The sequence below is a fragment of the Methanobrevibacter sp. genome (assembly GCF_045586545.1).
Taxonomy (GTDB): domain Archaea; phylum Methanobacteriota; class Methanobacteria; order Methanobacteriales; family Methanobacteriaceae; genus Methanocatella.
The window spans coordinates 1-15,337 of the sequence record NZ_JAZNAN010000062.1 but is presented as its reverse complement, the minus strand read 5'-3'; the positions used below and the strand labels follow the sequence as shown (position 1 = coordinate 15,337).

At 32.8% G+C, this 15,337-nt stretch carries 20 protein-coding genes and 2 tRNA genes; 8 read left to right on the top strand and 14 right to left on the bottom strand.

Features of this window, described 5'->3' with window-relative positions; genetic code table 11:
* The first annotated feature begins 163 nt into the window (after nucleotides 1-163).
* The 3 genes from feoB (at nucleotide 164) to ACKI3D_RS05075 (ending at nucleotide 2,858) form a co-directional block, all read left to right on the top strand.
* Nucleotides 164-2,182, top strand: coding sequence for a ferrous iron transport protein B (gene feoB, locus ACKI3D_RS05085; protein ID WP_407392661.1), 2,019 nt, complete (start codon nucleotides 164-166; stop codon nucleotides 2,180-2,182).
* A gap of 193 nt (nucleotides 2,183-2,375) precedes the next feature.
* Entirely contained in the window at nucleotides 2,376-2,606 is a 231-nt protein-coding gene (locus ACKI3D_RS05080) for a ferrous iron transport protein A (RefSeq protein ID WP_407392662.1), read from the top strand.
* 54 nt (nucleotides 2,607-2,660) lie between these two features.
* Nucleotides 2,661-2,858, top strand: a complete 198-nt coding sequence (locus ACKI3D_RS05075) for a hypothetical protein (RefSeq protein ID WP_407392660.1) — start codon at nucleotides 2,661-2,663, stop codon at nucleotides 2,856-2,858.
* Here the strand turns inward: ACKI3D_RS05075 and ACKI3D_RS05070 are convergent.
* From ACKI3D_RS05070 to ACKI3D_RS05040, 7 genes are all read right to left on the bottom strand, one after another.
* Nucleotides 2,855-3,694, bottom strand: coding sequence for an ATP-binding cassette domain-containing protein (locus tag ACKI3D_RS05070; RefSeq protein WP_407392659.1), 840 nt, complete (start codon nucleotides 3,692-3,694; stop codon nucleotides 2,855-2,857). The two genes, ACKI3D_RS05075 and ACKI3D_RS05070, sit on opposite strands and share 4 nt — an antisense overlap.
* A gap of 8 nt (nucleotides 3,695-3,702) precedes the next feature.
* Complete coding sequence (gene cbiQ / locus ACKI3D_RS05065; RefSeq protein ID WP_407392658.1) at nucleotides 3,703-4,533, bottom strand: cobalt ECF transporter T component CbiQ; 831 nt, start codon at nucleotides 4,531-4,533, stop codon at nucleotides 3,703-3,705.
* Nucleotides 4,534-4,653: 120 nt separating this feature from the next.
* The gene (locus tag ACKI3D_RS05060; protein ID WP_407392657.1) at nucleotides 4,654-4,956 is read right to left on the bottom strand and encodes a PDGLE domain-containing protein; all 303 of its coding nucleotides are present in this window, start codon (nucleotides 4,954-4,956) and stop codon (nucleotides 4,654-4,656) included.
* 1 nt (nucleotide 4,957) lies between these two features.
* On the bottom strand, nucleotides 4,958-5,611 hold the full coding sequence (gene cbiM / locus ACKI3D_RS05055) for a cobalt transporter CbiM (protein ID WP_407392656.1): 654 nt from the start codon (nucleotides 5,609-5,611) through the stop codon (nucleotides 4,958-4,960).
* A 258-nt stretch (nucleotides 5,612-5,869) separates the two neighbouring features.
* Entirely contained in the window at nucleotides 5,870-7,147 is a 1,278-nt protein-coding gene (locus ACKI3D_RS05050; RefSeq protein WP_407392655.1) for an oligosaccharide repeat unit polymerase family protein, read from the bottom strand.
* A 12-nt stretch (nucleotides 7,148-7,159) separates the two neighbouring features.
* Nucleotides 7,160-7,936, bottom strand: a complete 777-nt coding sequence (locus ACKI3D_RS05045; RefSeq protein WP_407392654.1) for an adhesin — start codon at nucleotides 7,934-7,936, stop codon at nucleotides 7,160-7,162.
* 8 nt (nucleotides 7,937-7,944) lie between these two features.
* A complete protein-coding gene (locus ACKI3D_RS05040) occupies nucleotides 7,945-8,112 on the bottom strand; it encodes a 4Fe-4S binding protein (RefSeq protein ID WP_407392653.1) in 168 nt (55 codons plus the stop codon).
* A gap of 142 nt (nucleotides 8,113-8,254) precedes the next feature.
* On the opposite strand from ACKI3D_RS05040, the gene ACKI3D_RS05035 reads away from it, so the two are divergent.
* The 5 genes from ACKI3D_RS05035 (at nucleotide 8,255) to ACKI3D_RS05015 (ending at nucleotide 10,714) form a co-directional block, all read left to right on the top strand.
* The gene (locus tag ACKI3D_RS05035; RefSeq protein ID WP_407392652.1) at nucleotides 8,255-8,608 is read left to right on the top strand and encodes a hypothetical protein; all 354 of its coding nucleotides are present in this window, start codon (nucleotides 8,255-8,257) and stop codon (nucleotides 8,606-8,608) included.
* A gap of 66 nt (nucleotides 8,609-8,674) precedes the next feature.
* Nucleotides 8,675-8,757, top strand: a tRNA-Leu gene (locus ACKI3D_RS05030).
* 28 nt (nucleotides 8,758-8,785) lie between these two features.
* Nucleotides 8,786-8,858: transfer RNA gene (locus ACKI3D_RS05025), tRNA-Thr, on the top strand.
* A gap of 108 nt (nucleotides 8,859-8,966) precedes the next feature.
* On the top strand, nucleotides 8,967-9,821 hold the full coding sequence (locus ACKI3D_RS05020) for a hypothetical protein (RefSeq protein WP_407392651.1): 855 nt from the start codon (nucleotides 8,967-8,969) through the stop codon (nucleotides 9,819-9,821).
* 8 nt (nucleotides 9,822-9,829) lie between these two features.
* Nucleotides 9,830-10,714 (top strand): PhoU domain-containing protein, encoded by an 885-nt coding sequence (locus tag ACKI3D_RS05015; protein ID WP_407392650.1) that lies wholly within the window; start codon nucleotides 9,830-9,832, stop codon nucleotides 10,712-10,714.
* Nucleotides 10,715-10,740: 26 nt separating this feature from the next.
* Here the strand turns inward: ACKI3D_RS05015 and ACKI3D_RS05010 are convergent, their stop codons facing one another.
* The 7 genes from ACKI3D_RS05010 to ACKI3D_RS04980 are packed head-to-tail and all read right to left on the bottom strand — an operon-like array spanning nucleotide 10,741 to nucleotide 15,199.
* Complete coding sequence (locus tag ACKI3D_RS05010; RefSeq protein ID WP_407392649.1) at nucleotides 10,741-11,583, bottom strand: fumarate hydratase; 843 nt, start codon at nucleotides 11,581-11,583, stop codon at nucleotides 10,741-10,743.
* Nucleotides 11,584-11,633: 50 nt separating this feature from the next.
* Complete coding sequence (locus ACKI3D_RS05005) at nucleotides 11,634-11,873, bottom strand: 4Fe-4S binding protein (RefSeq protein ID WP_407392648.1); 240 nt, start codon at nucleotides 11,871-11,873, stop codon at nucleotides 11,634-11,636.
* A 9-nt stretch (nucleotides 11,874-11,882) separates the two neighbouring features.
* Entirely contained in the window at nucleotides 11,883-12,383 is a 501-nt protein-coding gene (locus ACKI3D_RS05000; protein WP_407392647.1) for a 4Fe-4S dicluster domain-containing protein, read from the bottom strand.
* A 10-nt stretch (nucleotides 12,384-12,393) separates the two neighbouring features.
* Nucleotides 12,394-13,260, bottom strand: coding sequence for a pyruvate synthase subunit PorB (gene porB, locus ACKI3D_RS04995; protein WP_407392646.1), 867 nt, complete (start codon nucleotides 13,258-13,260; stop codon nucleotides 12,394-12,396).
* A gap of 2 nt (nucleotides 13,261-13,262) precedes the next feature.
* Nucleotides 13,263-14,408: a pyruvate synthase subunit PorA gene (porA, locus tag ACKI3D_RS04990; protein ID WP_407392645.1), complete on the bottom strand. Its 1,146-nt coding sequence runs from the start codon at nucleotides 14,406-14,408 to the stop codon at nucleotides 13,263-13,265.
* 13 nt (nucleotides 14,409-14,421) lie between these two features.
* Nucleotides 14,422-14,664 (bottom strand): pyruvate synthase subunit PorD, encoded by a 243-nt coding sequence (gene porD, locus ACKI3D_RS04985; protein ID WP_407392644.1) that lies wholly within the window; start codon nucleotides 14,662-14,664, stop codon nucleotides 14,422-14,424.
* Between the two features lie 13 nt (nucleotides 14,665-14,677).
* Complete coding sequence (locus ACKI3D_RS04980) at nucleotides 14,678-15,199, bottom strand: pyruvate ferredoxin oxidoreductase subunit gamma (RefSeq protein ID WP_407392643.1); 522 nt, start codon at nucleotides 15,197-15,199, stop codon at nucleotides 14,678-14,680.
* Nucleotides 15,200-15,337: the final 138 nt, after the last annotated feature.

Genomic DNA, 15,337 nt, shown 5'->3' with positions numbered 1-15,337 from the left:
CAATTAAAAATAAACTTTTTATTACGTTTAGGTTAACCTAATTATTTTTATTTTAAGTCGGTTGAACCATAAACTAAAATGATTTTTTTAAGTGGAGATGTTATTGAGATTGAATTCTTAATATATTTTCTCTATGAATATAAATATATGGGAGAAATGGTTAATGGAAGAATTAATTGTAGGATTAGCAGGAAACCCGAATGTGGGTAAAACTACAGTTTTTAATCGATTAACTGGTATGCGTCAACATGTGGGTAACTGGCCCGGAAAGACTGTTGAAAGAGCAGAGGGTCATTTTAAACATGGAAGCTATGAATATGATGTTATCGATTTGCCTGGTAATTATGCATTAAGTGCTCATTCTATGGAGGAAATCGTTTCAAGAGATTTCATTGTAGATGATGACTCTGATGTAATTATCAATGTAGTTGATGCAGCTAATCTGGAACGTAATTTATACTTAACAGTTCAAATGATGGAATTGGGTGCTAATTTAGTAATGGCACTTAACATGAACGATTTTGCTAAGAAAAAGGAACACATCATTGACATAGATTTAATGAGTGAACTTTTAGGTTTCCCTGTTATTGAAGTAAACGCTAAAAATGGGGATGGATTTGAGGAATTACTAACAGCAGTTGAAAAAGCGGCTGCAAATCCAATAGACACCAGTGAAAAACTATCATATGGTAATGATATCAAGGGTCACTTAATGGATTTGCAATCATTAATCGAACAAGATTCTAATTTATTAGATGTTCCTTCTGTTTGGACTGCAATAAAATTATTAGAAAAAGACACTATTGTTATTGAAAAGGTACAGGGATCTCCGAAAAGTTCCCAAATATTTGCTGAAGTTGACAAAGTCAGCACACATCTTCGTGATGTTTATAGTGAAGGGCCGGAAGAAGTTATTGCTAATGCAAGATATGCATTTATTGGTGGATTAATGGCTGAAGCTGTTAAAAGACCGGCTGTTGAAAAAGAATCTACAACTGATAAAATTGATAAGATTGTAACTAACAGACTTTTAGCACCATTCATATTTATTATTATCATGTATGTAATGTTCCAATTAACATTTACTATTGGGGCTCCTTTCCAGGATATGATTGATGAAGCGTTCGGTGCATTGGCTGCATGGGTAGCCACTTTCCTTGGTGAAGGTTTATTATCATCATTAATCTGTGACGGTATCATTGGAGGAGTAGGTGGTGTTCTTACTTTCTTACCGATTATTATTCTAATGTTCTTGTTCTTAAGTATTTTAGAAGACTGTGGTTACCTTGCAAGAGCAGCATTCACTTTAGATATAGTTATGCATAAGATTGTTGGTCTTCACGGAAAAGCATTCATTCCTATGATTTTAGGATTTGGTTGTGGTGTACCTGCTATTATGGCAACAAGAACCATGGAAAATGAAGGGGACCGTATGCTTGCTATGATGCTTGTTCCATTCATGTCCTGTACTGCAAGATTGCCAATCTATGGTATTTTCATAGCAGCATTTTTCACAGAAAATCAGGGATTAATGCTAGTTTTAATTTATGTGCTGGGTATTGTTGTGGCACTTATCGTTGCTGCCATCCTCAAAAGAACAATGTTTAAAGGATTATCAACTCCATTTGTAATGGAATTGCCAACTTATAAAGTGCCGTCTGTTAAAGGTATATTATTACACACCTGGGAAAAAGTAAAAGGGTTCTTAAGAAAAGCAGGTACTATCATTCTTGCCTGTTCAATCGTATTATGGATTTTGCAAAACATCTTCCCATGGGGAGGAACAGACCCTCAAATGAGTCTTTTAGGTATGATCGGTACTGTAATTGCACCTATATTTGCTCCATTAGGATTTGGAACCTGGCAAGCTGCCGTAGCTATTATTGCAGGTTTAGCCGCTAAAGAAGTAGTGGTTGCAACCTTCGGTACATTAGCAGGTATGGAAGAGGATGATGAAGAAGGAATTACCAGTTTGGTGCATGATACTTTCACTCCATTGTCTGCATTTTCATTCATGGCTTTCACATTGCTTTACACTCCTTGTTTTGCAGCCATCGGTGCAATCAAACAGGAAACCAACAGTTACAAATGGGCATTGACCATGTGTGCAATTACTTTAATAACTGCATATGTTGTTTCATTCTTGATTTACAATGTTGGTCTGTTAGCAGGATTTGGATAGTGATAGAATGCGCAGTAAAAGTGGAATTAAAGGTGTAAAAATTCCTAAAAAAGATGATGATTAGTTTTTTCTAATTCTCATTTTTTTTAATTTTTTTTAGATTTTTAGTCATAACTAAATATTTATATACTTGGTAATACATACTATAATTAACGAATTTTAGTATGCCTAAAAAATTATTTTGATTGGTGATATTATGAAAACCTTAAAAGATACAAAACCTGGTGAAACAGTAACTTTGGTCAAATATCACGATACTGGTGATGTTGACTTAAGAAGACATTTATTGGGTATGGGTTTTGTTAAAGGAGCAAAAATTACTGTTAAGAAAGTTGCTACTTTAGGAGATCCTATTGAAATGTCTGTAAAAGGATATGATGTTTGTCTTCGTAAAGAAGAAGCTGAAAACATTGAAGTAGAATAACTTCAATTTTTTCATTTATTTTTTTTAAACTAATTTTATTAACGGTGTTATTTTATGAAATGTAGAATGTGCGGTTTTGAATTTGATGAAAACAAATTGGAAAACCGGGGATGTTCTAGTTGTGGAAAGCACGGGTGCAATAGTATTCATTGCCCTAACTGTGGTTTTGCTAACTCTCCAGAATTAGATCAGGAGTTTGAGTTTATCAATAAACTTAAAAATAAAATTAAAAATAGAAAAGCTACAAATTAATTATTTTTAGCTTTTAATATTTCTTCAACCGCTTCGTCAATATCTATTTTTTCAGTATCAACGTCTAATCCGTTTTGTTTTAATTTATGTAATATTTCAGTTGTTACCGGCGCTTTTAGGTGAGCTTTCTTTAACAATTCTTTATCGGAAAATATTTGATGCTTATCTCCTTCAGCTATTATTTCGCCCTGATATAAAACGAATATTTTGTCTGCAAATTGATTGACCATCTCTATGTCGTGTGATGAGATAACAATGCTCATTCCTTCTTCATTGAGATTATTCAATATATTCAATACTTTGTCAACACCTTCAGGGTCGAGACCGGCTGTTGGTTCATCAAGTATCATTATGTCAGGTCTCATAGCAATAATTCCGGCAATGGCCACTCTTTTTTGCTGACCTCCACTTAAATGGTGAGGAGTTTTTTCTTCAAATCCGGACATGCCCACCATTTCCAGTGATTCTTTGATTCTTCTTTCAACCTCATCATAGTCAAGACCTAAATTCATCGGTCCAAAGGCAACGTCCTCTTTAACGGTTGGTGCGAATAGTTGGTCATTTGGATCTTGGAATACAATACCTACTTTTTGTCTTACTTTAAGTAGTTCTTCACGTTCAAATATGATTTTTTCACCATCAATTTCAACGTGTCCTGAGGTAGGCTCATTTAAACCATTAAAATGGGAAAATAAAGTAGATTTACCTGCACCATTAGGTCCCATAATAGCTATTTTTTCTCCTTTTTTAATTTTGATATTAACATTTTTTAAAGCTTGAGTACCATCGTGGTATGTATAAGATAAATTTTTTGTTTCTAAATGAATATTCTCCATTTTTTCACCTAATTAATTCCTAAATTTTGTCCAATATAACCTAATTGTCCGCCATATTTAAATAATATGATTTCCAGTATAATAACAATTATTATGATTGTGAATAAATAAATATAATCGCTTTTTTCAGGGGATTTTTTCTCATTAAACATTTCAGACGCATCTGAGAATCCTCTACTTACCATACTTTTATGAACTCTCTCCCCTTGTTCATATGCTTTTAAAAACATCATTCCTATAGTGTAGCCTACTTGTTTTACCCTCCATTTATAGGGGGTTGTGTTTCCATGGATAGTAAAATTTCTTGATTTTTGGGATTTTCTGATTGCTGCAAGTTCATCAACGAATAAGAATAAGAATCTCACCATGATTGATAAAATCATTGCTAAATCTCTTGGCATTTTTAATTTTCTAAAGGAACTTGCCATTTCCTGTAGGGGTGTTGTTGATGAGTATATGATGATTGCAGTTAGACAGACAATCATACGGGTGAATAATAAAATTCCCCAATTTAGGCCAACATCGGTAATGTGCAACCATGAATAACTCCAGATAATATTTCCGGGTTGGATAAATGGTTGAAATATGATAACTGCTCCACCAAATGGAAGCAACATTAATAAACGCTTAAATGAATCAATATATGATAATTTAGCTATTTTTAAGATAACCAATAACATTATCTCCAGCATTATTGGTATAAAAAGTTCCTGTGAGACAACACAAACTACGATAATAAAAATTGTTGAGATTAATTTTATTCTTCCTTCCAAGTTATGAATTGGACTATCCATTGAAGCTAAATCATCAAATCTAATTATTTGTGTTATGTCTACCATGTCAATTCCTAGTATAATATTAAAAATTAGTAATATATTATTATTTCCTTATTCCGATTTTATCATTTTTCAATTATTTTTTTTTAAAAAAAAGAAAAATAGAAATTAAATAATTAATTTCTATCTGCGTTTTACGATTTCAGCAACAGCATATCCTAATCCTAAGGTTGCAAGTGCACCTATTACCAGCGCAACGATTTGTAAACCTTGGTTATCAGGATCATCTGCAAATGCATAGTCTGGGAAGATTGCATCAGGAATTCCATTAATTTCTTCAATAGCGAAATCCTCTGCAAGTCCAGAATCTTCTGCAGATTTTTCAAGTCCGTCCGGATCGCCAGATGCAATATATGGTGAAAGACAACAAATGATGATACAAATGACTACTGCTACAACAATTAAATATGTATCTTTTTTATCCATTTTATGCATCTCCTTCAATTTGTTCGACTTTTTCATTATTCCAGGCAAGTAAATCAGGTCTGAATTTGTCTAATGCAGCAAGAACGATTACGGTTAATACTGCTTCGATTATTCCAATGAAGAAGTGGTATAATACCATTGATGGAATACCTACATTTGCTGGGAAAGTTCCAGCGATTGCCATTTCAATAGCACATGCTAATGCTGCAATTACAGTTGCTAACCATGCTGCGATACCGGCTGCAGGGTATTTTCCAACAATTCCTTCAAGGAATTTAAAGGTGTATAATCCGACACATCCTCCGATTATTGCCATATTCAATACATTTGCTCCTAAAGCAGTAATTCCTCCATCACCAAAGATTAATGCTTGGATGAGTAAAACCACTGTAAATACTATTACGGCAGCTTCTGGAGCTAAGAATACAATAGCTACTAATGCTCCACCAACCATGTGTCCACTGGTACCAAATGGAATTGGCATGTTCATGGACATGATTGCAAAGATACCGGCAGCGAGGACTGCTAAAAGAGGTATACGTTTTTCATCTAAGTTGGATCTTGCCCATTTCACTGAGAAGTATAATGCAACGATTAAAATCACATAGTATACTAAACATTGTGCAATAGGTATAAATCCGTCAGGTATATGCAATTACATTCCTCCATTTATATTTGAGTAATACTTTTTTGGTATTAGTTTATATACTGAGTATTACTAAATTCTATTTTTTCTAGTTATTTTTAGAAATATCAAGTAAATTGGGAGTTTTATTAATTATAATGGTTAATAAATCCTATTTTTGGCTTGACATTTAATATTTTAATTTAGTATATATATATAAAGGTTATTAAAGTAATACATATTAGTATTATTTGTTATTTTCAGTAATACTTTTTTTAAAAAATTAGATTAATTTCTTGATTTTACAAGGATTAAAGAATAAATAAAAATAGCTATTATGAAGTATAATAAAACTTGAATATCTAAAATCCCAGTTTCAACACCCAAAATTGTGTATGTTAAAATTAGGGAGTAAATTCCAATATAAAAATAATTTTTAGATTTCTGCATTATTTTAAAGCCAATGCCTAAAATGAATCCTAAAAGACACATCTCAATTAATACGCCGACCTTTCCGAAATCTACTACCATCTGGCCGATAAGTGTAGGAGTTATTGTAACTTCGCTTCTCCAGGCAATCAACTTCCCAACCATCATTCTTGGCCCCAAATCGCTTCCAGGAATGGAACTGGCTAAAAGATGTCCGTGTGTCAGTCCAAAGTTCCCTCCAAGGAAATCAAGTAAGTTTAATACATGCAATGTAAAATCTGCTCTAGATTGCAATGTGTATATGGGGCTGGTTGATGAAGTTATTGTCATCTCTCCAAGTGAGCGAAAATAACCAATTCCTATTATTGCACCTATACCAATTAAAGCACCAATTACAACTTCCCATAGTGAAACAATATTTCCATAGAAACCCATGATAATTATGATGAGAAATGCTGCAAGTAGTGGTGTCCTATAACCTAAAAGCAATAAAAATGCACAGTCAATAATTAGTAAAAATAGGAATCTGAATCTTGCATGTGAACGAGTGATTTTTGCATCTTGAAAATCTTTTAGATATGCGCTGGCTATTAAACAGGTACCGGGTATTATTAAAAATACGGGCATTGTCAGTATAGGTTTCAATAAATACCTAATTGATGGCTTTAAAAGAGGAATTCCTCCAACAGAAGCTATGCTTATGAAGAAGAAAACTATGCTCAATAATGTTAAGCAGAATCCAATAGAATAAATATCTTTTCTTTCAAATTGAATAATTTTCATGTCATTGTTCAGGAAATATTCTGGCAATATTGCAGATCCTATAAAAAATCCAAGAAATGCTATAATTAATGTAATGACCAAGCTTGTAGAGGGAGCGTTTAATGACAACAGTAAGAATAATGCAAATAACAAAAGAACAATTAATGGGTTGAAAATGTGATTTTTTAAAATCAGATTTTTATTTAGAAAGCTTAAAAAAGTTTCACTTGGATAAAATCTTTTGAAATAGCTATTCACCCATTGATTTTCAATAAATTCCAAAATAGAGAAAATAAATGTAAATAAAAATGATTCATGAATTTCATCACTAATTTTATTTATAATGGAAGCTAAACTTGAGTAAATTATGCTCATAGACTACACAACTTAAAATTTTCTGATTTTTTCAACTTCAAAGTTTTTGGATATTTCATTTAGTTGATTGTCATCACAATCATAAATTCTGATTGTGATTTCGTTAGTAACTGCATTAATATTGCCTAAAACAGAATCAGCATCTTTAAGATTATCTTTTGTAGCTTTTGTAATTATTAACTGATTTTCCATATCTGTTGTAGCAGTTTTTATGGAAGTTCTCTTGTCATCACTTTTAATTTTATTTTTTATCTCTTGAACATCTTTTGCATTAAGTGAATCTAATGATATTGTTGTTGAGAGTTCATAATCAACATTATCCGGCATTTTATCTGTTAATTCGCTTAATGATGAAATTTCTCTTGGTTTCAATGTTATTTCACATAGATTATCGTATTTTTCTCCATTGCACTCTAGGCTGATATGATCAATGTATATGTCTGCATCTGGAACGTTTCTATATAATCCGACTAAATAAGTTTTGTTGTTTGATTCTATAAGGAGTTTAACATCGTTTCCCCCATCGTCGTCTTCCCAGATAACAGTACCGTTTAAAGTTGTTCTATTTCCTGTTGTTGAATTAAACCCTTCAACATTGGCGGTAACGATATATCCATCTTTATAGTATTTAAGGTAAGTATCAGGTATTTTATTCACTGTTGATTCATCAAAAGCAGTTTTTTGTAGGTCATTCGAATCATCAGTTGTAATATGGATAAAAGCAAATATGATTGCACATATTACTAAAATTATGATAATATAATCAAGTAATGTAAATTTTAATTTCATGTTCAAACCTATTCTTCATATAAAGCTCCAACTGGGCAAACATCAACACATTCACCGCAATTATTGCATTTTGTCTCATCAATGATGATTGTATATGCTTTTCTTACAATGGCCTCTTCTAAGCATACATCAATACAATCTTCACAAACTCCACACTCTTCCATATCTACTTTCAATTAATACACCATCTTTGTTTTTTAAAAATATTAATTAATATTTAACTATCTTAATGTTTATATATTTTTTTAAATGAAAAATTGTTAGGTGCACCTAAAGTTTTAATAATTATGAATTCCATATAATTTTATAGGTGAATTTATGATTTTTAACAAATGCATTTCATTGATTTTATCTGCATTATTTCTCATATTTCTTTGTCTTTTATTCTCATCAGTCTCCGTGATGTTTTTAAAAGGAGGATTGCTTCCAATTATAGGGTTGTTCTTATTTGTAATATTCTATTTTATAACAAGGATGTTCTATAATTATTTAAGAAATGATGAGTATTATAAGAATACCAATAAAAGATCAAGCGACATGCCTGATGAGAAATATATTACTAAAGGAGAATTTGACTTAAAAAAATTACTTCTTGTTGTTTGGTTAATCGTGATTTTAGTATTAACTTCGCTTTCATTATGGTTATATTCATTTAATAATGGATTAGTCTGATTTTGCCAATTTTATACGAATTACCAAAACATTTATATATTGGGTTAATACAAATTACTATTATATGCATGGGTGCCCGAGCGGCCAAAGGGGAAGGACTTAAGATCCTTTGGCATAGGCCTTCGAGGGTTCGAATCCCTTCCCATGCACTATCTTATTATTTTTAGTTGATTTCTTGCCTTAGTGGCTCAGGTGGTAGAGCGCTACCTTGGTAAGGTAGAAGTCGGGGGTTCGAATCCCCCCTAAGGCTTTCAAACTATTTTTTTTATTAATTATATCATTTTTTTAAAAGGGTTAAAAATAAATATTATTAGGTAATATAATTTAATTTTAATTAAAAAGAGTCATTGGTGAAATTTTGAATTATAAAAAAATTGTATTGGTAGGATTTATTTCAGCATTTGTTGCGTTGTTGACTTCCATCATGGGAGTTGCAGGTACAGTTATAGGTTCAGTAATTTCATCTATGTTATATAATATGCTTACTGAAGCATTGGAAAAGCCTGTTGGTCAGGCAAAATTCAGTACAAATTTTGAATGGGAAATCGCATATGCATTTCCACTTATTGTAATCGCTTTAATTCAATTACTTTTAATTTTGGCTTTATTGTCTGAATGGGGTTTATTGCCATATACTTTCTTGAATGTCTTTTTATCTCTTCAGAGTCTTGCAGATAATAATTTATACAGACTTTTAGGGTTGGCTTTGTTGGTAATGAGTGTTTATCCTTTAGTTATAAAGCCGGACATAGTTAAAAAATCAGATGGGATAATCATTGCTTTTGTTGGTTTAATCTTTTTGGCACGTGGTTTCGTTGATGTTGAAAATAGAATCACAGATATTTATGATGCGGTATTTTTATATTTTGATTTCCCGATAGCAGTAATTGCTTTTATATTGCTATTTTTAGTAATATGCAATATATTTATTTCAGCCAGAAGATTTGAAAATGAATTTGATGTTATTAAACAGGAACAGGCTTCAACAAATAAAAATATTAAAAAGGTAAATCGTTCCGATAGTGATTATGAACAAAAGAGTCCTGTTAATCATCACATTGAGGGTAATAAGTCCAGACCTAATAAAAATTATGAGTCAAGTGTTAAATTTAAAAGTCACATAAATGATGAAAAATCTCAGACAGGAATAAATGAATCATCAGGAAATATTCATTTCGAATCAAATGACTTATTGGATGATTATAAAAAATAGTGAGCAATATGAGTAAAAAAGATAAAACATTAAAGGACATTTTAGATTTGATTTTATATGAAAATCCTTCTACACAGGACGAAATTGCAGAGAAGTTAGGAATTACTCGTCGTTATGTTACTCAATTATTGCAGCCTCTTGTTAAAGAAGGGACTGTCAAAAGAGCTTATATGATTGATTTAAAAAGCTATGAAGAGATTGCACAGTCATTAAGCGATTATGTGACTACTAAGAACAGCACTGGAAATGTTTTAATTAATGATATGCTGGCCAATATGGCAAGGCATGTCCATTCACAGCTTGAAGCCTCTTTTGAAGCAGTTTTAGAATTCGATGAAGATAAAGCCAATAAGGCTTTGGAAATGGACTATGTAACTAATAATATGGTTGAAAAAATCAGAACCTCAGTTGAGACTATTGTCAGCATAGACCAACATTCAGAAATTTCAAAATCACTCCTTTATAATGAAGTTGCCTATGATTTGGAACGTATTGGAGATTATTGCGGCCATATTGCAAAATTTGTAATTAATGATGTCTATGAAATAGATGATAATATCTTAAAGAAATTAAAGAAGATGTATGATGTTTCTCAAAAAATGATTCGTATATCAATGCTGGCGTTCATCAATGGCGAAACTAATTTAAAAGATGATTTAATGGAGTTGGAAGAGTCCATTCATATTCTTCAAGCCAAATCCATCAACATAATTGCAGAACAGATGGCAGAAAATTCTTTTGATGAAAAAGAGAGGTCCAATTATTTCATATATTTATTCAGGGTTATCAAGGCATTTGAGAGGATGGGAGATATTTCTGTTGAAATGATGGATGTAGCCATTGAATTCCATGAGAATATTCCAAGACCAACTACTCCACGTAGCTTCAGATAAAAAGAGAAAAAATAGATTAAATCAATCTAATTATCATATATTTTAGTTGTCGCATGCCTATCGGCCCAACATTGTATGCAAACGCCAATCGGAAGGCCTGCAGTATGGGTATGTGCTTTTAAGATTTTCACATCTAAAGTTGTTGTTTTCCCGCCAAGTCCCATTGGTCCAATTCCTGAAGCGTTAATTTCATTCAATATTTCTTCTTCAAGTTTTGCTATTTCAGGGTCAGGGTTTCTTTCTCCAACTTTTCCAAGCAACGCTTTTTTACCAAGTTTCAAACATAAATCTGAGGTTCCTCCAATTCCTACACCCACAACGGTTGGTGGGCATGGTTTTCCTTTTGCTTTTAAGACAGATTCGACTACAAACTCTTTTATGCCTTCAATTCCTTCAGCAGGAAGGGCCATTTTCATTGCGTTATTGTTTTCAGAACCAAATCCTTTCGGTAAAATTGTGATTTCAAGGTAATCTTCATCAATTAATTCAATATCTATTGGAGGAATGCAATCTCCAACGTTAATGTTAGTGTTTTCGCGTGTTAGGGGATCTACAATATTTGGCCTAATCGGAACTTCTTTTGTTGCCTTTTCAATTCCCTCTTCGATTCCTTCACGTAAATTTTCAACTTCAACATTGCCTAATTTGACAAAAACAACAGGCAAACCTGTATCCTGACACATTGGAATTCCTTTTTCCTCAGCAAGTTCGATATTTTTTAAGATCGCTTCAATATTTAATCTTGCAAGTTCATGTTCCTCTATGTCAAGCGCATCCTCAAGTGATTTTTTAACATCATCACCAAGGACAATAACGGCCTTCTTGTAAAGTTCATAAACAGTATCTCTAATAGTATCTTTAGTAATCAAAATATAACCTTTATAAAATTAATTAATCTTATTTTTTGATTTTAAAATATTTATATTTTGATAATGCCCATAGGGCAAACTTCCACACATTCTCTGCATAATGTGCATTTTTCACTATTAATGGTTATGGCACCGCCTAAAACTTCAATAGCATCTTGTTTACATGCTATTAAACATGGTGCATCTGATGGTTGGCAGTTCATACAAAATAAAATAGGAGTGTCAACATTTGGTGTTTGTTGACAACTTCCACAGGTTGTACATTCCGTACAGTTTCCTGATTTATACATAATTCTTTATTATTCATCTAAAACAAGTCTTGCTCTTGCTTGACTTGTTATGACATGGACAAAGCCACCTTTATTGCTGTCAGGCTCATATAATCCGGCCATTTTAGCAAGATATTTTTCTTGGTTTTTACGGCGGATTTTTTCAGGATCAGCAACAGTAATAGCTCTTTTTGTACATGCTTTAATACATGCAGGTCCTTCTTCTCTATCAGCACAGAGGTCACATTTCTCAGCAACTTTTGCTTGGAAAGTCATTGCACCAAATGGACAAACCATTACACATAATCCACAGCCAATACATTTTTCAGTATCTACTTTTTCATCTGTGATTGCATCAGTTGGACAAATTTTGATACATGGTGCGCTTTCACAATGTTGACATACAATGGAATAAAAGGAAGAATCATGTTCGATTATTTTTATTCTATTAGCAGTATGGACTGATGCACACATGTTTTCACAATTGAGACATCCGTCACATAAATTGTTGTTTACAACAATACTTTCCATTGTCTTCCTCCTATAATCCTAATTCTTTACACTCTGCGTCAACGTATTTTTGTATTTTTTCAATGTGCTCTTCATCTAGGTGTTTGAATCTTTTTTGTGGTGCTAAGTATTCTTTTACAGGTTTTCTTTCTTCAGGCCTGTAAGTAATCTCAAATTTACCATCAACGATTTCATATAAAATCCAAGATCCAGTTTCAACAGCTAATCTACCCATTTCAATTGTTTTTTCTGAAGGGAATCCCCAACCAGTAGTACAAGGTTGTTGTAAATGGATATATGCTGCTCCTTTAGTTTCTGCAGCTTTTTTAACTTTGTTAACATAATCTTCAGGGTATGCGATTGATGCTGTAGCCACATAAGGAATTCCATGAGCTGCCATAATCATTGGCATGTTTTTCTTAGGTTTGTCTTCTCCGAAACTTGCAACTCCGTTTGGTGAAGTAGTAGTGCTTGCACCGTATGGTGTTGCTCCACTTCTTTGAATACCAGTGTTCATGTATGCTTCGTTATCGTAACAAATGTAAAGCATGTTGTGTCCTCTTTCCATAGCTCCAGATAAGGATTGTAAACCAATATCTACAGTTCCTCCGTCACCACCGAAAGCAACTACATTAACATCATCTTTTCCTTGAATTCTTAATGCACTTTCCACACCGGATGCTACTGCTCCTGAGTTTTCAAATGCAACGTGTATGAATGGAACTTCCCAGGAAGATTCTGGGTATGGGGTGGTCATAACTTCAAGACAACCGGTAGCAGAAATAGCTACAGTGTTTTCGCCTAATGCATTAAGAGCTAATTTTACAGCAATAGATGCTCCACAACCAGCACAGCCTCTGTGTCCTGGTGCCAATAAATCTTTATCAGGTATATCCATATCTATTCCTCCTTAAGTCCAATCCATGTAACATCATTTTCTGGATTTTTGGTTTTTTCATATGCTTCAATGATGTATTCCGGTGTAATATCTCTTCCACCTAAACCTGCAATGAATCCATAGATTTCTTTGTCGATTTTAACTTTCATGTCTGCATAAAGTGCTCCACCAATTCCAAATGAGAAGTTTTTATCAATAACAGCGATTTTTTCACAATCTTTTACTGCTTCGTTGATTGCATCAACAGGGAATGGTCTGTAAGCTCTAATTTTAAGTAAACCTACTTTTTCTCCTTTTTCTCTTAATTCATCAACCATTACTCTAATAGTACTACAAAGTGATCCCATTGCAACGAATATGATTTCTGCATCTTCGGTTTTGTATGGTTCAACAAGTCCATATTTTCTTCCGAAAATTTCTGCAAATTCATCACAAGTTTTTTGGATTACTTCCATGGAATTGTTCATTGCAACTTCCATGTCATGTCTAGCTTCGGTATAATATTGCGGATCAGCAAAGTTACCGATTGACATTGGTTGCTTTGGATCAAGGAAAGCATGTTCTGGAACATATGGAGGTAAGAACTTATCTACACTTTCTTGATCTGGAATTTCAACAGGTTCAACTGTGTGTGTTAAAATAAATCCATCTAAACATACCATTGATGGAAGTAACACATTAGGGTTTTCAGAAACTTTATAAGCCATTAAAGTTGTATCTAATGCTTCTTGTGCATTTTCAACATAAATTTGCAACCATCCTGCATCTCTTTGTGCAATTGAATCTTGTTGGTCATTCCAAATGTTTAATGGTGCAGAAATTGCTCTGTTTGCATCTGCCAAAACAATAGGTACTCTCATACCTGCTGCAGCATATAAAATTTCGTGCATTAACATTAATCCTTGTGAAGATGTTGCTGTAAATACTCTTACTCCAGCACCACTTGCTCCAACAGCAGCACTTATAGCACTGTGTTCAGATTCTACTTTTACATATTTAGCATCAATTTTTTCATCAGCAACATATTGTGCTAAGTATTCTGAGATTGTAGTTTGTGGAGTAATTGGATAAACAGGAATAACTTGCGGTTTAGCCAGTCTTACAGCTTCTGCAACTGCTTTATTTGAGGTCATTACTTCTTTTACCATTTCATCACTCTCTTTATTCTTTTACCATTTCGATTGCATCGGAAGGACATTCGTTTGCACAAATTCCGCATCCTTTACAGTAATCGTAATCAATATCATGTTGTTTGTTCACACTGGAATCTGGACAAAATATAATACAATTATCACAATCAATACATTTTTCTTTATCTAAAACAGGTTTGAATGTTCTCCAGCTTCCGGTTTTATTATTTCTACTATTACCTGGGTTTTTAATTACACATCCTATACTTACCATATAATCACCCTTTTTATCCCATATCATAAGCTTTTTTAGTAGCTTCCACGTTTAGCTCTCCTACTTTTCCAGGGAATGTTTCTTTAATCACTTCAAGGAGTGAATCAATAGTCACAGCTTGGGTTTTCTTAGCGAAATATCCTAAAATAATAGTATTTACAATGTTACGTCCTAACATGTCTAATGCAATTCCAGTAGCGTCAATACTGTATACCTCGTGTTCTCCACTGCCTTCAAACTCAGTAGTGTTAATGGTTACTTCAGTATTGTCTTTGATTCCTGAAAATACATCTACTACATTCAATAATCCATCATCTAAAACTAATACGTAGTCTGGATTATAGACTTGATATCTTAAATCAATTGGCTTATCATCAATTCTTGTGAAAGCCATAACGGGAGCTCCTCTACGTTCAACTCCAAAAAATGGAAAAGCTTGGGAATATTTGCCGTCTTTAAATGCTGCTTTTGCTAAAATTTCAGCAGCAGTAACAGCACCTTGTCCGCCTCTTCCATGAAAACGAATTTCAATCATTAATTTTTCCTCCATATATTTATCATGTATAATCATTATAAATTCCAAAATATATAAATTTTATGTTAATTTTTTGTTTTTGAATATTTTTGTCTAAATTATTTTGTTTTAATAATTTATTTTTTGTCAATTTTTTTA